Raw genomic sequence first — 19,978 nt, forward strand, 5'->3', positions numbered from 1 at the left:
GTGCCCAGCCATGCTCGGCAGAGGCTTTCCCGGTAACGCCCCAGCCGAGCATGGCTCGGCTCTACCGGTTGTGCTTTCCCTGCAACGCCCCAGCCGAGCATGGCCTGGCGCTACCGGTGAAGCCTGATCACGCATTACTTCAGACAGGTGTGCCGCCCCGGTGGGCGGCGCATTCTTCGCCCGAGGTCTCCACACAGGCGGTGCAGCATGTTCCGCAAGATATTGATCGGGATGCTTGGCGTTCTCATCGTCTGCGGATTGGCCGCGGCAGGCTACCGCGTTGGCCAGCAATTGGCGCAGCAGGACAGGACCGCCACCGCTGGCTGATGCACTCCGGCTTCGGCCCTTCGCAGCCACCTCCCTGACGCTACCCGGGAAGGCTGGTTGACGCATTTCAAATTTACTCCGCAGCGGCTACGATCAGCCCTTCAGGCGGGGGGCCTATCAACATGTCGTCAGTCATATTCCGCTACGCCACGGTGGCGCTGGTCCTGCATGCCACATGCGCTGGCGCAGTCACCCAGCAACAAGTCTCACCGACGGCCCAGGCAGTGGAGCAGGCAAACCTGACAGAGCCGACTGAAGCCGTTCCCGCGATTCCCGCGGGCATCCCGGTTTTCATTGAAATCGCCGAACCGCTGGCATCCTCCACACACAAGCGCGGCGACATTTTCGCCATCACCCTGGCCGAACCGCTGGTTCTCGACGGCGTCGAACGACTGCCCCGCGGAACCCGTGGGACTGGCGAAATCGTGCACGCAGCTGCCGCACGCGGTGGTGGAGCTCCCGGCGAACTGTTGATTGCTGCACGCACGCTGGAAACGGCACAAGGCCCACTGCTGCTACGTGGCTTCAAGCTCGGGGCAACCGGCGATGACAACAGCGGCATGGCGATCGGCGTATCAATCGCTGCGGGCCCGTTCGCCATGTTCATCAGGGGCAGGGAGATCGTGATTCCCGCCGGTACGCGCGGCGTCGCCAAAACCAAGGCTGCAACAGCACCCGCTGCAAGCGCAGCGTCCGCGGCCGACATCAAAGTCCTGGCCCAGCCAGGTGCCGCAAGCGCGGTCGATCCGGCTGCCGCACCCCCGGACAAGATCACTGCAACTGCAGTACCCGCCATTACATCCCATCCGGAAACCCCGGTCCAACCCAAGGAGTAGTTCGATGCGTCTACGTTCGTGCGCAGTGGTCCTTTCTGCCAGTCTGCTCACCCCGTTCGGTGTGTTCGCGCAACAAGTGCAGGCACCGCCGGCTAGCGATGCCGCTGTCACCGCGCAGGAAGCGCCTCCGGCCGACGCACCGTCAGCCACCGCCCCTGAAGAAGCTGAAGCCGCCGACACCTCGGCCACGCCAACGCAGGCTGCTGACGCTGCCGTCGCCGACAGCCCTGTCGCAGGGGAGACCGCTGCCCACAGCGGGCTGATCGCCCCTGCCCCCGCCGACAAGGCCCAGATCGTCTTCTTCCGCCCGTCAAAGTTCACTGGCGGCGCAATCGGCTTCAAGGTCCGCGAAGGTGAGCAGGAACTGGGCAAGCTGCGCAGTGGCAACTATTTCATCCACCTCGCTGAGCCAGGCACCCACGAATACACCGTCCACTCCGAAGCCAAAGACGTACTGAGCATGGAAGTGGAAGAAGGCGAGACCTACTTCGTGCAGGGAACGATCACCATGGGTGTGTTCGCTGGCCGCCCCAACCTGTCACCTTCCGACGAAGGTACCTTCAATGGCATGGCTGACAAGCTGAAGCTGCGCGAGTAAGCAGCGCAACGGGAGAACAGCCTTGATCCTGCCGCACTCAGCGGCAGGGTCTGCCTTCCATCTGCAGGCGCGCCGAGTACGCCGGCAATGCCGCCAACCGCCCGGCTGCGGCCTGCGCCTTGGCATCGCCCAGATAGACCCGGTTCTGGCCCTGCCCGTCCAGGGCCACCTGCTGCCCGGCCGGCTTGCGCCACACCTCGATCACCGCCTGCTGCGAACTGCAGGACGCCGAGGGAATACGTGCCACTTCATTGAGCTTCCAGCCAGCCGCTTCGCTGGGATTGACCTTGCTGGCATCCAGGAACACCGCACGCGGCTGGCACTGCGGGCTGGTGCGCACCAACTGCATGTCATACGGCTGCGCCGCTGTACCGGTGAAGCGGCCTTCGATGCGGGTACAGGCTTCTGGGATCTGCCGCACGGTATGCACCGCGCCAGTGGCCTGCGCGCTGGCTGCCGGGCGTTCGATCTCGGGCTTGGCGTTGGCCGCCAGCAACGGCAGCGGCGACAAGGCCGTCACGGCAAGGACTAGCAGGGCTTTCATCGGCAGCGATTCCACATGGACAGATACGCGACGTTGCCAGCATCCGACTGAACCCAACAGCAAGCAGCGGTGGCTGGCGGTCGAGACAGCTGGCAGTCATACTCAGGCCGCCTCAGAGTGTTTGAACACAGCGACACGTACCACAGCCGCACGCGGCCCGGGTCTGTTCCAGTGCTTCGATCTACCCGGCGTGTCCCCGCTTCATCCACAGCTGGATGGCATCCACCAACGCTGGAGGGGTCATGCTCGAACAGTACGGTCTTGTGCTTTCGCTTGTCTGCGCCGCTGTCGCCATCGTCTACGGCATCATCTCGGCCCAATGGGTCCTACGCCAACCTGCCGGCAATGCCCGCATGCAGGAAATCGCCGCCGCCATCCAGGAGGGCGCGCGGGCCTACCTCAACCGCCAGTACCTGACCATCGCCATCGTCGGCGTGGTGTTGTTCGTACTGGTCGGCGTCTTCCTCAGCTGGTACACGGCGATCGGTTTTGCGGTCGGCGCGGTGTTGTCCGGTGCTGCCGGCTATATCGGCATGAACGTGTCGGTACGTGCCAACGTGCGCACCGCCGAGGCGGCCCGCAACGGCATGAGCGCGGCCATGGATGTGGCGTTCCGCGGCGGTGCGATCACCGGCATGCTGGTGGTCGGGCTGGGCCTGCTTGGCGTGGCCGGCTACTACCTGATTCTGCAGCGCATGGGCTTGAGCCAGGCCGACAACCTGCACGCGCTGGTCGGGCTTGCGTTCGGCAGCTCGTTGATCTCGATCTTCGCGCGACTGGGCGGCGGCATCTTCACCAAGGGTGCGGATGTCGGCGCGGATCTGGTCGGCAAGGTCGAAGCCGGCATTCCCGAGGACGACCCGCGCAACCCGGCGGTGATCGCCGACAACGTTGGTGACAACGTCGGCGACTGTGCCGGCATGGCCGCTGACCTGTTCGAGACCTATGCGGTGACGGTGATCGCCACCATGCTGCTCGGCGGCATGATGATGGCCGAAGTCGGCCGCAACGCGGTGCTGTACCCGCTGGTGCTGGGTGGCGTGTCGATCATCGCTTCGATCATCGGCGCGTTCTTCGTCAAGGTGAAAGCAGGCGGCTCGATCATGGGCGCGCTATACAAGGGCGTGATCGTCTCTGGCGTGCTGGCCGCCATCGCCTTCTGGCCGGTGACCACGCAGCTGATGGCCGACTCCAGCCACGGTGCCACCAACCTGTATATCTGCGCCTTGATCGGGCTGGTGCTGACCGGCCTGATCGTCTGGATCACCGAGTACTACACCGGCACCCAGTACAAGCCGGTGCAGCACGTGGCGCAGGCATCGACCACCGGCCACGGCACCAACATCATCGCCGGCCTCGGTGTATCGATGAAATCCACCGCACTGCCGGTGATCGCAGTCTGCGTGGCGATCTGGTCGGCCTTCCATTTTGGCGGCCTGTACGGCATCGCCATCGCCGCGACGGCGATGCTGTCGATGGCCGGCATGATCGTCGCGCTTGATGCCTATGGCCCGATCACCGACAACGCCGGCGGCATTGCCGAGATGGCCGAGCTGCCATCGGACATCCGCGATATCACCGATCCACTCGACGCAGTCGGCAATACCACCAAGGCGGTAACCAAGGGTTATGCGATCGGTTCGGCGGCATTGGCGGCACTGGTGCTGTTCGCCGACTACACCCACAACCTGCAGGTGGCGCATCCGGGCGAGGCCTTCGCCTTCGATCTGTCCGACCACACGGTGATCATCGGCCTGCTGATCGGCGGTTTGATTCCCTATCTGTTCGGCGCTATGGCGATGGAGGCGGTGGGCCGCGCGGCCGGTGCGGTCGTGGAAGAAGTACGCCGACAGTTCCGCGAGATCCCCGGCATCATGCAGGGCACCGCCAAGCCGCAGTACCACAAGGCAGTGGACATGCTCACGCGCTCGGCGATCAAGGAAATGATCGTGCCTTCGCTATTGCCGGTTGCCGTGCCGGTGGTGGTCGGTCTGCTGCTTGGGCCGAAGGCATTGGGTGGCTTGTTGATCGGCACCATCGTGACCGGCCTGTTCGTGGCGATCTCGATGACTACCGGCGGCGGTGCCTGGGACAACGCCAAGAAGTACATCGAGGACGGTCACTTCGGCGGCAAGGGCAGTGAAGCGCACAAGGCCGCTGTCACCGGCGATACCGTTGGCGATCCGTACAAGGACACGGCAGGGCCTGCGATCAATCCCCTCATAAAAATCATCAATATTGTCGCGCTGCTGTTGGTGCCACTGCTTTAATTCTGCCTGACAGCGAAAAGCTGCCCTCACCCCAACCCCTCTCCCGCTTGCGGGAGAGGGGCTCTTGTATCGAGCAGCGTGGTGACCGGAAAGTGCACGAAGCGTCGTAGCACTTGTAGGAGCGGCGTCAGCCGCGAAGCTAACATCGCATCAGCCAAACGTAAAACACCCCAACCAACTCCATTCAATCCGACCGCTTCACCGCATACACCCGACCATCATTTCCACCACCGCAATAAAACAGCTCGCCACCATCCGCTTCGAGCCCACTGACACTGATGCCTTCCGGCATCTGCAGGCGCTCAAGCACCGCGCCGGTATCGGCCTGCAGGCGACGGATGTCACTCTGCCCTGCTTCGCCCGTGGCATGCCAGAGTTCCCCATCCACCCAGGTCACACCGGTGACGAAGCGGTCGGATTCAATCGTGCGCAGGATATTGCCGTTGGTCGGATCAATCTGGTGAATCTTCCGCTGCCGGTACTGTCCCACCCACAGGCTGCCTTCCGCCCACGCCATGCCCGAATCCGTTCCATTGCCCGGTGCCGGGATCGATGCCAGCACCTCGCCACTTTGCGGATCGATCTTGTCGATACGCGCTTCGGCGATCTGCCAGAGATAGGTTCCATCGAACGCAGTACCGGCGTCACAAGGCACGGCCAAGCTGCGCACCGTCCCGCCATCGCGCGGGTCGAAGGCCACCAGCGCCGCACCAGTGGCGGCCCAGACGTTGTGACCATCGAAGCTGACGCCATTGATGGTGTCCGAACCGGCGAATGGGCCGTACTTGCGTACCACCTCGGCAGGGCGGACCTTGGCCGCCGCAACCTTGGGATTCAGGGTTTCCGTATTCATCGCTGCGATCTCCTGGCATGTCCGCGATTGGCTGCCTGCCAGCGACACTAGTCAATCGGCAGCGCAGCAGGGAGTAACAAGATCGTCGTGAATCTGCTCAGCGGTACCGCGCGCCAACGCTGCGCTCGTCCGCGTCCAATCGCGTACACACGCCCTGCTGCCTCCAGCTCCAGCAGCGCCCGCTGCGCGTTGCGCTGGCTCTGGCCCAAGGCCAAACCCAGTGCCGAGGTCGACCAGGCCGCGCCGTCGGCAAGCAACGCGAGCAGTGCGCCTTGTTCGCCCTCGATGGGCGGGAGCAATACCTTCACCGAGGTCGCCGAACAAGGCGACAGGCGGAAGCCAGCGGCTGTCGCTTCAATCTGCGCCTGGGCTGCGATGAGCCTGCGCAGGCGACCGATCTCCACACGCAGCCGGGCGCGCAGCGTCTCGTCGTAGTGATGCATGGAAAACGCGCGGCTTATCAGCACATCGCGGTCAACCTCGCCCGGCCAGGCCTCGGCCAGCGCACGGGCAAGCGCGAACAGCACCGGACGCCTTGCCAGCGATTGCCAGCCTGCACCAGACCTGATGCCGCGCTGGCACCCGTCAACGATCAGTGCGCCGGAATCCAACAGCTGCTGCACCTGGTCGATACGCAGCAGCTGATCCGCACCTGCGCCAAGGCAACGCGCAGCCGGCTGGTCCAACTTGATGCGGGCTGCGTCCACTTCCGCCTGCAGCGCCGCTACACCTGCTTGCGCCGCAGCCAGCCGTGCACGTTCCAGCAGCGCGCGTGCCTGCGCAATTCGCATCCTGCGCAGTGCCAAGGTCGCGGCAGTCAGATCAGCCATGGCGCTCAGCGCGGGCGGCAGCTGCCTTCCCTCCAACCTGGCCAGTGCATACGCTGCTTCATCCAGCTTGCCCAGCAGCAGCGCTCGCCGCGCCAGGATCAACCAGGCCTGCAGTGCATTGGCCGCATCACCCTGCGCATCAAGCACGGTCGCGATGGATGACAGCGGTTCGGAGTTGCCGCCAAGTTCCCGCAGCGCCAGCGCCACTTCGGCTTCGGCCAGACCGCAGCGTGCGCGTGCGAGGACTTCGTGTGCGCCGAAGCCACGTTGCGCACGTCGCAGTAGCTCGCGTGCACGGCTCAGGTCCCCCAACTGGGCCATCGCGATTCCGCGGAGCGCCAATGCAGGAGGATCGTCACGCAATGCAACGTGCTTCAGCGCGGTGAGGACATCACCGGTGACCAGGGCGCGTGCGGAAGCTGCAATCAGGGAATCCATGGGGGCAGGCTAACTGCGGGCGGGCGTAGATGCACTTTCTGCTATTGCACCGTTCGATGGGCGCGTAGAAGGCTGGCGTGCCCATGTCCGTGAATACCCATCGACTCGACGCTTGGATGCCGTCGCGCTGCAGGATTGCCGCTGAGAGCGCCCTCACCCCTACCCCCGCTCCGCGCCCCGGCCCTTGCGCTGGCGCAAGGTCGGTCGATGGGCAGCGAACCCGTGGTTCGCAAGCTGCCCCTCTCCCCCCCGCAACGCGGGAGAGGGGACAGCACACTTTCCTGCGGGAGAGGGGACAGCCTGCGCCTCCGGGTACTCAGGAGGCTGCTGCCTACCTGCGATTGATGAAGAACTCCACCGGCACCATCACCTCCACCGGGTCGCCAGCGACGTCCGCTGGCGGTGCTGGCACCGGTGTTGCGCGCGCCACTGTTTCCAGCGTGGCCTCGTCCAGGCTGTCATGACCGCTGCTGCGACCGATCCGGGCATTGCTGACCCTGCCCTGCCTGTCCACGCTGAAGCGCACATAGGCCACGCCTTGCTGGCGCAGACGCTCGGCCAAGCGTGGGTAGCGGCGGTATTTTTCCAGATGCCCCAGCAGCTGCCCTTGCCAGGTAACCGAGGCCTGCGCCTGTTGCCCGGCCGTGGTCTGGCGGGCGGCGTAGCGCTCACTGGGCTTGGCGCTGACATCTGGCGGCGCCAGGGTCTGGTCAACGGTGTGGGCGTCGGAGGCAGGTACCTGTTCGCGCGGTTGCGGCGGCACGTAAGCGTCAACCACCTCCGGCTCCTGCGGCGGTGGCTCGCGTTCCACGCGCGGCGCCGGGGTCGGCTCGCTGCGTTGCTGCTCCTGCTGCGGCGGGCCCTGCGGGATCTCGGTTGGTGCGGCGGGTGGAGCCTCGGGCGTCTCGGCCAGATCGACCATTACCGCTTCCAACGGTTGCTGATCGGCCAGCACGGGCGGCGTGCGCAGACTCCACCACAGCGCCGCGCCTATGACCACGGCGTGCAGCAGCAGCGCCAGCGCAAAGCTGCCACCCCAACGCAGGCGGGAGGATGCAGTAGCGGCGGTCACGGCGACTGCTCTACCCCGACCAGCGCCACTTTCAGGTAACCGGCGCGACGCAGCAGGTTCATGGCTTCCATCAGGTCGCCATAGCTGACCGAACGGTCTGCACGCAGGAAAATGCGCTGCGAATGATCACCTTGGGTGCGTTTCTCCAGTTCCGCCGCCAGCGCGTCAGCCGACACCGCAGTCTCACCAACGCGCAGCGATAGATCGGCCTGCACGGTGAGGAACAGCGGCTCGGCATCGCGCGGCTGTGGTTTGGCGCTGCTGGCCGGCAGTTCCACCGGCACATCGACGGTGGCCAGCGGCGCGGCCACCATGAAGATGATCAGCAACACCAGCATCACGTCGATGAACGGTGTGACATTGATCTCGTGTGCTTCGTCCAGCGCTTCGTCGTCGGACTCGCGGGAAGTACGGATTGCCATTGCCAGGCCTCAGCGCGCGTCGCGCGGCAACGCGCGGCCGCAATCCAGATCGCGCGAGACGATCTGCTGCACGCTGGCGGAGATGTCACCGCCCAATGCCCGCAGGCTCAGCAGGCGGCGACTGAAGTGGTTGTAGATCACAACCGCGGGAATTGCCGCGACCAGGCCCATCGCGGTGGCCAGCAAGGCTTCGGCAATGCCCGGTGCAACCACGGCAAGATTGGTGGTGTTGGACGCGGCGATGCCGACAAAGCTGTTCATGATGCCCCACACGGTGCCGAACAGACCGACGAACGGTGCCACCGCACCGATGCTGGCCAGCAGACCGACACCGCTGCGCAGGCGCCGGCTGTTACCCAGCTCGATGCGCTCAAGCCGCGAACCGAGACGTTCCTTGACGCCATCATGGCCCTGCGCATCGGCGGACAAGGCCAGCTCGGTACGCGCCGCACCCAGCATGCTGCGTGCAAGGTCCGATTGCTGCAGCAACGGCTGCGCCTCCGCGTTGTCGAGGCTGCCGCTGACCTCCAGCACCTCGCGCGCGGCCTGCAGCTCACGGCCGATACGACCAAGCTCCAATGTCTTGGCGATCAGGACCGTCCAGGTTGCCAGCGATGCCAATGCCAGGCAGATCATCACCGCCTGCACCACCCAGTCGGCGGACTGGTACATGGCCCAGGGCGTGAGTGCCTGTGTGGTAGCGGTCGAGGAAATGTCAGCGTGCATGGAAAGATTCCGGATCGTCGTGGAAGAAAGTCGCACTGGCGATCTGGCTGGTGCGTTGAACGTTGTACAAGATGGCGTCGTGTCTGCACGGCACCACCTGCTGCGTATCGGTAGCGGTGGACTGCATCATGGCCGCTCCTCGCCGTCCACCGGCTCGCGCGGGCTGGGCCGCGACAGCACATAGGCAGCACTGGCCAGGAAGAATACGGCCACCGGCACAGCCAGCTTCCAGCTCGGATGCGCACCGATGAAGAACAGCACATAGCCCAGCGCCATGCCGCCAGCGGCAAAACACTTGCCCTTGCGGCTCACCGCGCCCTGCTCGCGCCACAGCCGCAACGGCCGACCGTAGCGCGGATGCTGCAGCAACCACGCTTCAAAGCGTGGCGAGGATTTGGAGAAGCACCACACCGCCAGGATCAGGAAGATGGTGGTCGGCATCACCGGCAGCAAGGCACCGATCACGCCCAGCGCCACCATCAACCAGCCCATGCAGAACCACAGCCAGCGGATCACGTCGCTGCCTTCATGGTGGCTGCTGGTGCGTCCCCCTGCATCAGGCGAATTCCTGCTCGACGTAGCCACGCACCGTGCGGAACGCAGCATTGGCGCCTTCGATGGCCGCCGCTTCCTGCGCTTCGGTCATGCTGATGCCATCCAGCGACGCAGTGAACTCACGCCAGTGGCGGGCGGCGCCATCCGGATGCGCGGCCAGGTGGCTGGCACCAAACGCCGCGCCCAAGCCCAGCTTGCCAGCCAGCTTGAACAGGATGGTGCCACCGAGGTTGGAGCCTTCAGCCACGTACAGCCAACCCAGCGCCTGCGGCAGCTCGATGTCGTCGGGGATGACGGCGGCGCTGTCGGCGGGAACGTCCTGTTGCAGGTCACCCAGATCAGCAACGATCTGCTGCAGGCGCTGGCGCTGTTCAAGATCCGGCAACAGCGCGCGCAGCAACGGCGTTGCATACAGCGCCTGGATGTCGCGGTGGAAACGGTATTGCACGCGCACGAACTTGGCGAAGCGCTCGCGGCTGGCAAAGATGTCCTCGGACATGATCCGCTTGTCCAGCGAATCGTGGGTGGTGCTGGTAGCCGCCTTCAGGCGCTGGCTACGGGTGGGAGCTGCAATGGTTTCGGTCGTGGTCATGGTCTGCAACAACGAAGCGGAGGGGGAAACCGGCTGCATCTTTTGATGGAATGGCCGGTCGTCCTGATTGAGACGTCTGCCGGGGTCCTTCCCCCAAGTAGCCTGCATGGTGTGCTGCAACCGGCGATCCCGGCGCTGCCGCGCCGGGATCACCTGCTGCATCGATCACACCCTATCCATCAATAGCGGAAGGTCAGTGCCATCCGCGCGGTACGGCCCGGCGCCGGCAGGATGCCCAACGCCAGCGGGTCCAGGTAGTAACGGTCGGTGGCGTTGTCCAGGTTCACGTCCAGGTTCCACTGGTCGTTGAACGACCAACTGGCGAACAGGTCGACGATGGTCGCCGGGCGGTACAGCTGCTGGATCGCCGACAGGCCGACGTTCCATTCCTTGTCCAGCTTGCTGATCGGGCCGGCGTTGTGCACCACGCGGGTACCGAAGGTCAGCCGTTCGTCAAACAGGCGCGAACCCAGGGTCATGTTGACCGTGTAACGCGGCGGGTTCTGGGTATTGCTGTAGGAACCCTCGAAGCCACCGTCCACGCAGTTCGGGGTGTTCTTCAATTCCTCGATGTTGCGCGCCTGTCCGTAGGCACGGCGCTCTGCAGCAATATCCGGCGCGCAGGTCTTGGCCTTGAAGTAGTAGTGCGCGGACAGGTCGGCGAACACCTTGCCGGCATCGTAGTTGGACTGGAACTCCATGCCCGACACCTTGAAGCGATCCACATTGCGGATCAAGCCAGCCGACAGCGTGCGGTAATCGCGGGTGATCAGGTCATCCACGCGGGTATCGAAGTAGGCCAGCTTCAGTGCCAGCTGGTCGCCATTGGCGAACAGATCGCGCTTGATGGTGCTGGCGCCGATTTCCCAGCTGCCGGAGCGCTCGGGCTTCAGTTCGCCCACCGGCTTGGCGGCGGTGAACAGGCCCAGCGTGGTCTCGAACAGGCTCGGCAGCTTGGTACCCTCGGCGTACTTGAGGTAGACCATGCTGTCGTCATCGAAGTGGTAGGTGACGCTTGCAGTCGGCGAGAACGCACTGTCGCGGCGCTTGATCGGCTTGGACCAGGTCCAGCTCACCGGCACCATCAGGTCCTCCGCGGCATCGGCGTCGTAGAAGTTCCAGCCACCGATATCGGCCACCGTGCCCTTCTTGTACGGCGAGGCCAGCAGCGACGCTTCGGTGAAGTTGCCATTGGCATCCGGGTACCAGTTCAGCATCGCGATGCGCTTGGCACGCCATGACGGCAGGCTCGGGTCACCGTCAAGCAGCTGGGTGTAGCGGTACTGACCCTGGGCCTCGAACTTGTCCTCGGTCGCCAGCCGATTGCGGTCATGCACATTGACCCGGTTCCAGCGGCCACCGGCCATGAATTCCCAGTGTTCATTGGGTTCCCACTTGATCGATGCGACCGCGCTGTATTCCTTGCGCTCGGCATTGCGCAGGAAGCGGTTGTTGACCAGATCGTCATGCATGATCGGCGAGTTCGGGCGGATATCCTCGTCGCTGAGCGACAGGCCATAGTCGAAGGTGAACAGACCCGCGCTGGTTTCCAGCAGCGAGGTATTGCTCACGTCCAGGCCGAAGCGTTGCTGCTTCAGCGGGTTGGCATAGGCATCCTTGTAGCCGGGGTTGCCGCTGAAACTCGGCGCGTCATACCACTCGGTTCGGCGATCGAAGTACCACGGGGTGATGCCGGTCAGGCTGTTGTACATCAGGCTTTCGGCATCGGTGTACCAGGCGTTTGCACGCAGGTCGACCAAGGCGCTGTCCGGATTGAAGCGGTAGCGCAGGCTGTAGCTGTCCATGTCGACATGGCCCGGGTCCCACTGCGGCACGCGATCGCGGTCCACGCGGATGATCTGCGAGGCCATGATCTCGCCGGCAGTGCCTTCATAGCGGCGATAGCCCAGTTCCAGCGTCTGCGCATCGTCGATGCGCCAGGTGCCCTTGAGCAGCGCCGATTCCGAACGCGAGGAGGTATTGAACACTTCGGTGCGCGGCGGGTTCAGTGGTGCCAGCGTGCGCCGGGTCTGCGGGAAGTCGTCATAGCCGTGCTTGCCGCCGAAGTAGTTGCCGGTATCGCGCCAGGCATACGCCGCCACCAGGTCGAAACGGTCCCAGCGCTGGGCCACGGCCACGTTGGCGAACTGGTTGCCAGTGGCGTTGCGGTCGGTGCGCGGCGCAGCGCTGTAGTCGGGCACGTTGTTGGCGCTGTTGTTGGCCAGGCCGGTACGCACGCGGATGCCGCTGTCACGGCCTTCCCGCAGCACGTCATCCGCTTTCAAGGTCTCCATCTCGACCAGGCCACCGATGCCGCCGGAGGCATTTGCCTGCAGGCTCGGCCCCTTGGTGATGGTGATGTTGGAGATCAGGTCCGGATCGAGGTAGGTGCGCTGCGACTGGCCAGCGTAACCACGGTAGGTATCCATGGTGGACTGGCCACCATCGATGATCACCGGGATGCGGCTTTGCCCCTGGATGCCACGGATGTTCACGTCCAGGGCGTTGCCCACGCGCGGGTCACCGGCGGTGACGCCGGCCACGCCCTTGATGATGTCGGCGGTGGAGGTGCCACGGAAGCGTTCGATGGTCTGCTGCGGGATGTAGGCGGTCGAACCGGTGGTGCGGTAAGTATCGAGCAAGCGCGCGGCATCGCTGCCGCTGCCTTCGCCACCGCGCTGATCACCGGCCACGCTCAGCGTGCCGGTCACGACCAGGTCGTCCGCGTTGGCACCGGCCGGCAGCTTTTCGAGCGTCACCGCACCATTGCCGCTGCGGCGGGCAGCGAGGCCGGTGCCGCGCAGCAGCTGCTGCAGCGCCGTTGATGGTGCCAACTGGCCGGAGACCGGTGCCGAGGTCGCACCGTCAGCCAGGGCTGCGGCATAGGCCACCTGTACGCCAGACTGACGCATGTACTCACCCAGTGCTGCAGCAAGCGGCTGCGCTGGGATATCAAACTGTGCGCTGGCGCTGGCCACGGTGGCCTGCGCCATTGCGGGAACGGCTGGCGTCATCACTGCCAGGCCGGCGGCCAGCATCGCGACGTGCAGACGGGACAGGCGCAGGCGTGGGCCGGCGCGGAAAGAACTGGGCATTGAAAATCCTGTTGTCGAAGCCGCAATCAGGCGGCGGAGGTTCGACGTACGTGGCGGCGGCTGAGGTACGGTCGGGGTTAAGACGAATGAACCGGGCAAACCCCCAAGATCAATCGCCCAGCTCAGCTAGCGACGCGCTGGCAGCTCGTTTTCCTGTGCCTGCACGATGGCGATGCCGAACGGCAACCGCGTCACTTGCAAGCCACTGCCCGCGGCCAGCGCGTCCAGCGCCTGCTCGGGTTGATCCAGACGCAACGCGGCATTGATCGGCGGCAACGCCGACAGATCGCCACGCACGAATACATGGCCAGGCCGATAACGCCCCAACTCAGCCAGCACCTGCGTCACCGGCACGTTCTCCAGCAACAGCTCGCCGCGTCGCCATGCAGCGACATGATCAGGCGCAAACTCCGCGCCGCGCTCGGCAACGCCGCCATTGCTCCAGCCCGCGGCCTGGCCTGCCTGCAGGTACATCCAGCCCTGGTCAGGGCGTGCTGCTACCCGCACTCGCCCCTGTTCGACCGCGGTATCGACGCGATCAGCTTCCCGGCTGACCACGAATGCGGTGGAGATATCCTCCACCACGCCATCACCGACGGTAATGCGGAAGGGTGCGCCGGCTTGCGGCACAACCTCGAACCAGGCGCGCCCACGCAGCAGCTCGATACGCCGGGTGGCCTCGCCGTAATGCACGGCAATAGCGGCGCCAGCATCCAGTACCGCGGTTGAACCGTCGGGCAGGCGGACATGCTGGATGGCCACATCCGCGCGGTGGTCCGCGCGCATGCGCAGCGCCAGCTCCGGCGCCGACATCACCCCGCAGAACAGCGCCAGCACCGCCACCGCCGCCAACCAGCGCCGCTGCGCATGCCGCTGCGGGCGCTGCACCAGCACCGTGGTCTGCGGGCGGGCAGCGAGACTGCGCCAGAGCACGCGTTCATGTTCAAACGCGTGGCGGTGCCCGGGCTGCAGCAGCCATTGCTCGAACGCCTGCATGTCAGGCTCGCCCATGGTTCCCGATGCCAGCCGCAGCACCCAGTCGCGCGCCTGCTGCGCAACGGGATTCTCGGGCGGGACGGAAGAGGACGGCGGGCGCATGGGCTGGCTCAGGTGGTGATGCTGTTGGTGGGTACGGACGGAATACAAGACGATTGGCGGCGCCGCATCCCCAAGGGTAGCTGCGAGGCTAGTCGCCGCTGCGCGCCCAGGCCAGGCGTTGCAGAGCCAGGCGCAGGTGGTTTTCGACGGTGGTCACCGAGACCCCCATGCGCCGCGCCACTTCCGGCTGGGTCAGCCCCTGCAGGCGGTTCAGGCGGAACATGCTGCGGGTGGGCTCGGGCAGGTGGTCGGCCGCTTCCAGTACCCGCGCCAGCTCATCCTGCGCCATCACCTGCTCTTCGGTGGACAGCACCTCGTCCGCTCCCCACAGGTAATTCTCGGCCTGCAGGCGCAGCCGCCGCGTACGTTCACGGCCGTGATCGGTGGCCAGGTTGCTGGCCAGCCGGTACAGGTAGGCGCGCGGATTGCCGATCACCGGCTCATTGCCGACCCCGCGGACCTTGAACCACACCCCCTGGATGACGTCGTCCGCGCCGCCGTCGCTACCGAGGATCTGGCGCACCAGACGCAGCAAGGCCGGGCGTTCGCGGATCAGCAGTTCGGTCAAGGTGGTGGCATTGCTGGACATGGGGGGCTGTTAAGGCAAGGCAGGCCGCCTGCGTCAGGCAGCCTTGGGCGGACAAGGATATCCGCATAATGATAATGGTTCTCATATGTATTGCGCGACAGTGTGTTCCCCCTTGCCCCCCCGGACCGGCCAGCCAGTCGGGTTTGGTGCGCCGCAATAGTGGTGCGCGTAGAATGGAGCTCTTTTTCAACCAACAACGATTCGGAGTCAGCGCAATGAGCCTGAAATTGGTCTCGCCGGGCAAGAACCCGCCGGAAGAAATCAACGTCATCGTCGAGATCCCGAAGGATTCGGAGCCGGTGAAGTACGAAATGGACAAGGAAAGCGGCGCGATGTTCGTCGATCGCATCCTGTCCACGCCGATGCGCTACCCCTGCAACTACGGCTTCGTGCCGCAGACCCTGTGCGGCGACGGCGACCCGGCCGACGTGCTGGTGGTGCTGCCGCTGCCGCTGGTCCCGGGCTCGGTCGTGCGCTGCCGCCCGGTCGGCGTGCTGAAGATGAGCGACGAAGCCGGTAGCGACGAGAAGATCCTGGCCGTGCCGGTCGCCAAGATCTTCAGCGGCTACGCCCACGTCGAAGACATCGCCCAGGTGTCCAGCCACTGGCTGGAGCGCATCGGCCACTTCTTCGAGCACTACAAGGACCTGGAAAAGGGCAAGTGGGTCAAGATCGAAGGCTGGGGCGACGCCGCCGAAGCCAAGCGCATCCTCAGCGAGGCGCACAAGACCTACCTCGCCACCCAGGAACAGGACGTCTGATTGTGCCGGCGCAGGGCCGTAACACGGGCCCTGCGTAGCGACAACCATCACGTTTTCCTTGCAGAGGGCATGACCCTTTGCCAGCGAGCAGCTACATTGACAGGCCGGTTTCCGGCCTGTTTTTTTGTGCGGATTTTGCGTTTTGTCCAAGGGGAAGTGTCTTGCGAATCCTGTTAGTCGGTGGCGAAGCCAACCTGTCGGCCGAGCTGCTTGAGTACGTCGCCGATCTGGGCGATGAGTGGGAAGTACAGTCGGTCCCGGATGGCAGTGCCGCCATCGTCGCGGTGTCCTCGGCCACCATCGACGCGATCATCGTTGCGCCGGTATTGCCGGACCTGGCCCCGGCCACCCTGCTCGGGCAGATCCGCACGCTACGCCCGGAAACCATCCGCATAGCCCTGATCGACGGCGACAACAACCAGCGCGTGCCATCGGCCCGCATCATTGGCGTGGCCCATCGTTTCCTGCCACTGCCGCTGGCCCCGGAAGTGCTGCTTGAAGCATTGACCAGCCTGGAGGAACTGCGCGAACTGCTGGACAGCCCACACCTGCGCCAGACCATCGGCCGCATCGAAAAGCTGCCCTCGCCGCCGCACCTGTACATCAGCCTGACCCACGCGCTGGAAGAGGACGAGGAAAGCGACTCTGCGGAGATCGCCAAGCTGATCGCAGCCGACCCGGCCATCGCCGCCAAGGTATTGCAGCTGTCCAACTCGGCCTTCTTCAACAGTGGCCGCGCCATTTCCGACCTGCGGGGCGCAGTGACCCGATTGGGCATGGCCACCCTGCGCGACCTGGTCCTGGCCAGTGAAGTATTCGCCCTGCCCGGCATGTCCGGGCCCGACCGCAACGCATTGCAATCACGCGCATTGATGGCCTCACGCCTGGCCGCCAAGATGCTGCCGGCGTCCAGCGCCGAGCTCGGCTCCACCGCCGCACTGCTGGCCGATATCGGCCTGCTGTTGCCCGGCGTACGCGATGAACGCCAGGCAACCGAGGCCGATGACCCGCGTCCCGGCCACGCCGAGGCTGGCGCCTATCTGATGGGACTGTGGGGCCTGCCGATGCCGATCATCGAAGCCGTCGCCTTCCAGCTGCAGCCGGGGCGCTCGAATGTGCGCAGCTTCTGGGTGGCTGGTGCCGTCCACGTCGCCACTGCGCTGGCCGCCGGCACCGCCGTTGATGAGCAGTATCTGGCCAATGTCGGCGTACTGCCCAAGCTTGAGCAATGGCGTGCCATTGCCGATGAGATGATGGGCTTGAGCGTCGACGCCTGAGCCCACACTGCACTGCAAGATCAGGATTGAATGACAACGGCCGCATCGCGGCCGTTGTTGTTTCTGCGTGCTGAAAGCGGCTGGCATGCGACCAAAGCATTGGTTCACGCTACGACACCGATTCCAGATGCGCTGCGCTTACCCGGGCACGCAACGCACAAAGAAAAAGGGTGGGCCTTGCGGCCCACCCTTCGTCATGCATCACAGAGCTTCGATGGATCAGAAGCGCTGGTTGTACTGGATGAACAGGAAGCGGTCGTAGTCGAGCATCGGATCGATCTGCGAGGCGCTGCTGTTGCTCACCGAATAGGTGATCGGCGGCTGCTTGTCGAACACGTTGCGGGCGCCGACGGTCACGCTGCCATCCCACGGAGCCTGCCAGGTGACGGACACGTCGTGGTACACGATCGCACCCTTCTTGTTGGCGCCGGTGCCGCCCGACCAGCCACCGTTCGGCGTCTGGTAGTTCGGCTCGTTGCACTCAACGCCATCGTCGTAGCAGTAGTCGCGGAAGCCGCCGTAGTAACGCATGCCCCAGTTAGCCGACAGCGTGTCCTTGGCCCAGTTCAAGCCCAGGGTTGCACGCACGCGCGGGAAATTCCAGTAACCGGCGTAGTTGTCCCACTCGGCACCCTTGGTCGACTGCTGACGGTAGGCGCTCAGGTAGTTCGCATCGAGGTTGACGCCGAAGGTACCAATCTCGGTTTCCGGCAGGCGGTAACGGACGCCGAAGTTGTAGCCTTCGGTTTCCAGCGAGCCCAGGTTGGCATTGCCGCGGCTCAGGCTGGTGACCTGACCGGTGGTGGCATCACGACCGTACTGGTCGCAGAACTGCGCAACACCGTTCTGGTAGCACTGGCCCAGCACGTAGTTGGCGGACACGGCGGTGATCACGTTATCAACGGTGATCTTGTACCAGTCCAGCGAGACGTCCAGACCCGGGACATAGCTCGGGCTGTACACCAGACCCACGGTGCGGGTCTTGCTGGTTTCCGGCTGCAGCTGGTCGTTGCCAACGCCCGACTGGAACGCAGCATTGGCCTGCGTGTCACGCGCGGTGATCGGCTTGCCAGCAGCATCGGTCTGACGGTAGGTCGAGCTCAGGCCTTCGGCCTGGCAACGAGCGGCAACGCGCGCATCGCTCAGCATGCCGAACTGTGCATCGCACGGATCGGTGAAGCGATCGAAGGTCTGCGAACCGCCACCGAAGGTGTCGTCCATGGTCGGGGCACGGAAGCCCTCGCCGTAGGTACCACGCACCAGCAGGTCTTCAATCGGACGCCAGGTCAGGCTGAACTTGCTGTTGATGGTGTCGCCGAACTTGTCGAAGTCGGAGTAGCGGCTGGCGATATCCAGCGACAGCTCCTTGGCACCCGGCAGGTCACGCAGCAGCGGAACCATGAATTCCAGGTAGAACTCATTGGCCTTGTACTTGCCCGAGGCAGCACCAGCAGCCAGGTCGGTGGTGTAACCGGCCGAGGACAGTGCATCCGGGTGGTCGTAGCCGCTGACTTCGCGGTGCTCGTAACCCGCAGCGAAGGCCAGCTCACCAGCGTCGCCCGGCATGTCGAACAGACCACCGGTGATGTTGGCGAAGTACTGCTTGCTCTTGCTCTGCGAGGTCGCGTTGAGCAGGGTGTTGATGTACGTCAGCGCTTCCGGGGTAGCAGCGGTAGCGCCGCCCAGGACGTCAAACGGGGTGCACTGACCCAGCGCTGCATTGGTACCCAGTGCAATCGGGTTGGCCAGCGAACCACACTGCGCCACACCTGCGCTGTTGATGAACGACGGGCCCAGGGCCTTCTGCAGTGCCAGCAGGTTGATGTTGCCGCTGCTGGTTTCGGTCACGTCGTACTGGTTGTAGTTCAGGCCCACATCCCAGTCGAACGGACGGTCGTTGAAGTCGAAGGTGCCCTCGACAGCTGCGTCGAAGTGGAACGACTTGACGTTGTTTTCGCTGATGCGCGGCAGTTCGAAAATACGACGGCCCCAAGTGGTGATATCAGCACCGATCGGGTTGTAGATGCTGTCCTTGCTCAGCGCAACCGGGAAATTCTTCTGCGAGGTCGCGGTCAGCGGGTAGCCGGCGATCTGACGCTTGGAGTCGCGCTCCGAGTACATCAACGTCGACTTGAAGCGCATGTTGTCGTTGATGTCGTAGGTGCCAGCGGCGAAGACCGACTTGTTCTCCGAGCCCTGGTTCAACATCATCTGCTCAGTGGCGTTGAAATAATCATCGCCATTGATCTCGTGGTAGTTGTTCGGATCGCTGGAATCAGCGCCGACGCCACCCGGATGGTTGATGACCATCACCTTGCCGGTGACCGGATCGGTGTAACGACCCCACGGGCCGGCCGGGCTCAGGCCGTCTTCAGCGTGATTCGGGCCGTAGGTGTAACGGGTCAGTTCGCGGTCCTTCGCCCACACCGGATCTTCCTTGGTGTAGGAAGCGCCCAGCATGATCGACGAACGCTCGCCAACTGCGCCCAGGGTCAGGTTGTACTGGGTCTTGGCACCGTCGCCGTCGCTGTTCTGGCCGTAGTAGACCGAAGCTTCAGCGCCTTCGAAGTCCTTGCGCAGGATGATGTTGATCACGCCGGCGATCGCGTCGGAGCCGTAGATGGCGGAGGCGCCGTCCTTCAGCACTTCGATGCGCTCGATCAGCGAGCTCGGGATGGTCGACATATCGGTGAAGCCAGCCAGGCTGGAGCTCCAACGCTTGCCGTTGACCAGCACCAGGGTGCGCATTTCACCCAGGTTGTACAGATTGGCGTACTGGCCACCCTGCTCCGGGTTGGATGCCAGCACGGCAGCCTTGGAGAAGGTCTGGGTGCCCGACACGGTCAGGTTCTGCAGGATGTCGCCGACGCTGACCAGACCCGAACGCTTGATGTCCTCGGAGGACACGGTGAAGATCGGCTGGGCGGTCTCAACGTCCACCGAACGGATACGCGAACCGGTGACTTCCAGGCGATCCAGGGTGGTCGCACCGGCAGCAGCTTCCTGCGCCGAAGCAAATGAGGGGGTCAAGGCAATAGCAATGCCGGCCGGGAGCAAGCCCAACCGCACTGCAGAATTACGAAGCTTCATCAATC

Annotated in this window: 18 protein-coding genes; 5 read left to right on the forward strand and 13 right to left on the reverse strand. The window is 64.5% G+C overall.

Annotation, left to right across the window (positions count from 1 at the left end; genetic code table 11):
• The first annotated feature begins 449 nt into the window (after positions 1-449).
• Positions 450-1,163 (forward strand): hypothetical protein, encoded by a 714-nt coding sequence (locus QMX78_RS08895; protein WP_282268555.1) that lies wholly within the window; start codon positions 450-452, stop codon positions 1,161-1,163.
• Between the two features lie 4 nt (positions 1,164-1,167).
• Positions 1,168-1,761 (forward strand): DUF2846 domain-containing protein, encoded by a 594-nt coding sequence (locus QMX78_RS08900; RefSeq protein ID WP_282268556.1) that lies wholly within the window; start codon positions 1,168-1,170, stop codon positions 1,759-1,761.
• A 37-nt stretch (positions 1,762-1,798) separates the two neighbouring features.
• Here the strand turns inward: QMX78_RS08900 and QMX78_RS08905 are convergent, their stop codons facing one another.
• Positions 1,799-2,305 carry a hypothetical protein gene (locus tag QMX78_RS08905; protein WP_282268557.1) on the reverse strand — a complete coding sequence of 169 codons (507 nt, stop codon included), beginning with the start codon at positions 2,303-2,305 and terminating at the stop codon, positions 1,799-1,801.
• Between the two features lie 242 nt (positions 2,306-2,547).
• Between QMX78_RS08905 and QMX78_RS08910 the strand changes: the two genes are divergently transcribed.
• Positions 2,548-4,575 carry a sodium-translocating pyrophosphatase gene (locus QMX78_RS08910; protein WP_282268558.1) on the forward strand — a complete coding sequence of 676 codons (2,028 nt, stop codon included), beginning with the start codon at positions 2,548-2,550 and terminating at the stop codon, positions 4,573-4,575.
• Positions 4,576-4,759: 184 nt separating this feature from the next.
• Here the strand turns inward: QMX78_RS08910 and QMX78_RS08915 are convergent, their stop codons facing one another.
• The 11 genes from QMX78_RS08915 to QMX78_RS08965 all read right to left on the reverse strand — a co-directional run bounded on the left by QMX78_RS08915 (position 4,760) and on the right by QMX78_RS08965 (position 14,845).
• The gene (locus QMX78_RS08915) at positions 4,760-5,428 is read right to left on the reverse strand and encodes a glutaminyl-peptide cyclotransferase (RefSeq protein WP_282268559.1); all 669 of its coding nucleotides are present in this window, start codon (positions 5,426-5,428) and stop codon (positions 4,760-4,762) included.
• Between the two features lie 47 nt (positions 5,429-5,475).
• Positions 5,476-6,696 carry a helix-turn-helix domain-containing protein gene (locus tag QMX78_RS08920; protein ID WP_282268560.1) on the reverse strand — a complete coding sequence of 407 codons (1,221 nt, stop codon included), beginning with the start codon at positions 6,694-6,696 and terminating at the stop codon, positions 5,476-5,478.
• 331 nt (positions 6,697-7,027) lie between these two features.
• On the reverse strand, positions 7,028-7,768 hold the full coding sequence (locus tag QMX78_RS08925) for an energy transducer TonB (RefSeq protein WP_282268561.1): 741 nt from the start codon (positions 7,766-7,768) through the stop codon (positions 7,028-7,030).
• Positions 7,765-8,190 (reverse strand): TonB system transport protein ExbD, encoded by a 426-nt coding sequence (gene exbD / locus QMX78_RS08930; protein WP_282268562.1) that lies wholly within the window; start codon positions 8,188-8,190, stop codon positions 7,765-7,767. Before exbD ends, QMX78_RS08925 begins: the two co-directional genes overlap by 4 nt.
• 9 nt (positions 8,191-8,199) lie before the next feature.
• Positions 8,200-8,916, reverse strand: coding sequence for a tonB-system energizer ExbB (gene exbB / locus QMX78_RS08935; RefSeq protein ID WP_282268563.1), 717 nt, complete (start codon positions 8,914-8,916; stop codon positions 8,200-8,202).
• Positions 8,906-9,043 (reverse strand): hypothetical protein, encoded by a 138-nt coding sequence (locus QMX78_RS08940; RefSeq protein WP_282268564.1) that lies wholly within the window; start codon positions 9,041-9,043, stop codon positions 8,906-8,908. The genes exbB and QMX78_RS08940 overlap by 11 nt, the downstream gene beginning before the upstream one ends.
• Positions 9,043-9,429, reverse strand: coding sequence for a YbaN family protein (locus QMX78_RS08945; RefSeq protein ID WP_343239221.1), 387 nt, complete (start codon positions 9,427-9,429; stop codon positions 9,043-9,045). The genes QMX78_RS08940 and QMX78_RS08945 overlap by 1 nt, the downstream gene beginning before the upstream one ends.
• A gap of 43 nt (positions 9,430-9,472) precedes the next feature.
• On the reverse strand, positions 9,473-10,063 hold the full coding sequence (locus QMX78_RS08950; RefSeq protein WP_282268566.1) for a biliverdin-producing heme oxygenase: 591 nt from the start codon (positions 10,061-10,063) through the stop codon (positions 9,473-9,475).
• 179 nt (positions 10,064-10,242) lie between these two features.
• Positions 10,243-13,158, reverse strand: a complete 2,916-nt coding sequence (locus QMX78_RS08955) for a TonB-dependent receptor (RefSeq protein ID WP_282268568.1) — start codon at positions 13,156-13,158, stop codon at positions 10,243-10,245.
• A 126-nt stretch (positions 13,159-13,284) separates the two neighbouring features.
• The gene (locus tag QMX78_RS08960) at positions 13,285-14,256 is read right to left on the reverse strand and encodes a FecR domain-containing protein (RefSeq protein ID WP_282268569.1); all 972 of its coding nucleotides are present in this window, start codon (positions 14,254-14,256) and stop codon (positions 13,285-13,287) included.
• A gap of 88 nt (positions 14,257-14,344) precedes the next feature.
• Positions 14,345-14,845 (reverse strand): RNA polymerase sigma factor, encoded by a 501-nt coding sequence (locus tag QMX78_RS08965; protein ID WP_282268570.1) that lies wholly within the window; start codon positions 14,843-14,845, stop codon positions 14,345-14,347.
• A 215-nt stretch (positions 14,846-15,060) separates the two neighbouring features.
• Between QMX78_RS08965 and ppa the strand changes: the two genes are divergently transcribed.
• Together ppa and QMX78_RS08975 are read left to right on the forward strand one after the other, a co-directional pair.
• Positions 15,061-15,606, forward strand: coding sequence for an inorganic diphosphatase (ppa, locus tag QMX78_RS08970; protein WP_282268572.1), 546 nt, complete (start codon positions 15,061-15,063; stop codon positions 15,604-15,606).
• Positions 15,607-15,767: 161 nt separating this feature from the next.
• Positions 15,768-16,883 (forward strand): HDOD domain-containing protein, encoded by a 1,116-nt coding sequence (locus QMX78_RS08975; protein WP_282268574.1) that lies wholly within the window; start codon positions 15,768-15,770, stop codon positions 16,881-16,883.
• A 219-nt stretch (positions 16,884-17,102) separates the two neighbouring features.
• On the opposite strand, the gene QMX78_RS08980 is transcribed toward QMX78_RS08975, so the two are convergent.
• Positions 17,103-19,973, reverse strand: coding sequence for a TonB-dependent receptor (locus QMX78_RS08980; RefSeq protein WP_282268576.1), 2,871 nt, complete (start codon positions 19,971-19,973; stop codon positions 17,103-17,105).
• Between the last annotated feature and the right edge of the window lie 5 nt (positions 19,974-19,978).

The sequence above is a fragment of the Stenotrophomonas sp. PS02298 genome, from assembly GCF_029959445.1.
GTDB lineage: Bacteria > Pseudomonadota > Gammaproteobacteria > Xanthomonadales > Xanthomonadaceae > Stenotrophomonas.

Coding starts and splice junctions, on each gene's coding strand:
- QMX78_RS08895 (WP_282268555.1), top strand. CDS start 450: ATGTCGTCAGTCATATTCCGCTACGCCACGGTGGCGCTGGTCCTGCAT.
- QMX78_RS08900 (WP_282268556.1), top strand. CDS start 1,168: ATGCGTCTACGTTCGTGCGCAGTGGTCCTTTCTGCCAGTCTGCTCACC.
- QMX78_RS08905 (WP_282268557.1), bottom strand. CDS start 2,305: ATGAAAGCCCTGCTAGTCCTTGCCGTGACGGCCTTGTCGCCGCTGCCG.
- QMX78_RS08910 (WP_282268558.1), top strand. CDS start 2,548: ATGCTCGAACAGTACGGTCTTGTGCTTTCGCTTGTCTGCGCCGCTGTC.
- QMX78_RS08915 (WP_282268559.1), bottom strand. CDS start 5,428: ATGAATACGGAAACCCTGAATCCCAAGGTTGCGGCGGCCAAGGTCCGC.
- QMX78_RS08920 (WP_282268560.1), bottom strand. CDS start 6,696: ATGGATTCCCTGATTGCAGCTTCCGCACGCGCCCTGGTCACCGGTGAT.
- exbD (WP_282268562.1), bottom strand. CDS start 8,190: ATGGCAATCCGTACTTCCCGCGAGTCCGACGACGAAGCGCTGGACGAA.
- exbB (WP_282268563.1), bottom strand. CDS start 8,916: ATGCACGCTGACATTTCCTCGACCGCTACCACACAGGCACTCACGCCC.
- QMX78_RS08940 (WP_282268564.1), bottom strand. CDS start 9,043: ATGCAGTCCACCGCTACCGATACGCAGCAGGTGGTGCCGTGCAGACAC.
- QMX78_RS08950 (WP_282268566.1), bottom strand. CDS start 10,063: ATGACCACGACCGAAACCATTGCAGCTCCCACCCGTAGCCAGCGCCTG.
- QMX78_RS08955 (WP_282268568.1), bottom strand. CDS start 13,158: ATGCCCAGTTCTTTCCGCGCCGGCCCACGCCTGCGCCTGTCCCGTCTG.
- QMX78_RS08960 (WP_282268569.1), bottom strand. CDS start 14,256: ATGCGCCCGCCGTCCTCTTCCGTCCCGCCCGAGAATCCCGTTGCGCAG.
- QMX78_RS08965 (WP_282268570.1), bottom strand. CDS start 14,845: ATGTCCAGCAATGCCACCACCTTGACCGAACTGCTGATCCGCGAACGC.
- ppa (WP_282268572.1), top strand. CDS start 15,061: ATGAGCCTGAAATTGGTCTCGCCGGGCAAGAACCCGCCGGAAGAAATC.
- QMX78_RS08980 (WP_282268576.1), bottom strand. CDS start 19,973: ATGAAGCTTCGTAATTCTGCAGTGCGGTTGGGCTTGCTCCCGGCCGGC.